This window comes from Cupriavidus sp. 05N39 (assembly GCF_056397325.1).
The window spans coordinates 1-354 of the sequence record NZ_JBFTNE010000427.1 but is presented as its reverse complement, the minus strand read 5'-3'; the positions used below and the strand labels follow the sequence as shown (position 1 = coordinate 354).

Genomic DNA, 354 nt, shown 5'->3' with positions numbered 1-354 from the left:
CATCCACGCTGGCCAGCACCACGCTGCGCACGCCGTTGATGTCGTCGGCAAAGCGCTGCAGGTGACCGGCCAGGCGCGTCCGCAGTGCGGCATCCAGGCCGCGCACCTCGTGTCCGTCAGCCATGCGCCGCCACCAGTGCCCCGGCTTCCATCTCGCTCATCAGCACGTCCATCAGGCACAGCCCCTGTTCGCGGTCACGCGCATCCAGCGGCACCACCGGCAACCAGCGCCCCTCGCGCCCGGCCCGGACCGCGCAGGCCTCCAGGTCGAACTGCGGAGCCAGGTCCAGCCGCGATACCCCGATCACCGCCGGCACCTGCGCGGCGTGCTGCAGCAGCACGCCCAGGTAGGCC

Annotated in this window: 1 protein-coding gene; it reads right to left on the bottom strand. The window is 72.3% G+C overall.

What is annotated here, in order from left to right; genetic code table 11:
* Window positions 1-116: 116 nt before the first annotated feature.
* Window positions 117-354, bottom strand: a 238-nt coding sequence (locus AC1DN0_RS42030) for a hypothetical protein (protein ID WP_477146750.1), incomplete at its 5' end; no start/stop codon positions are given.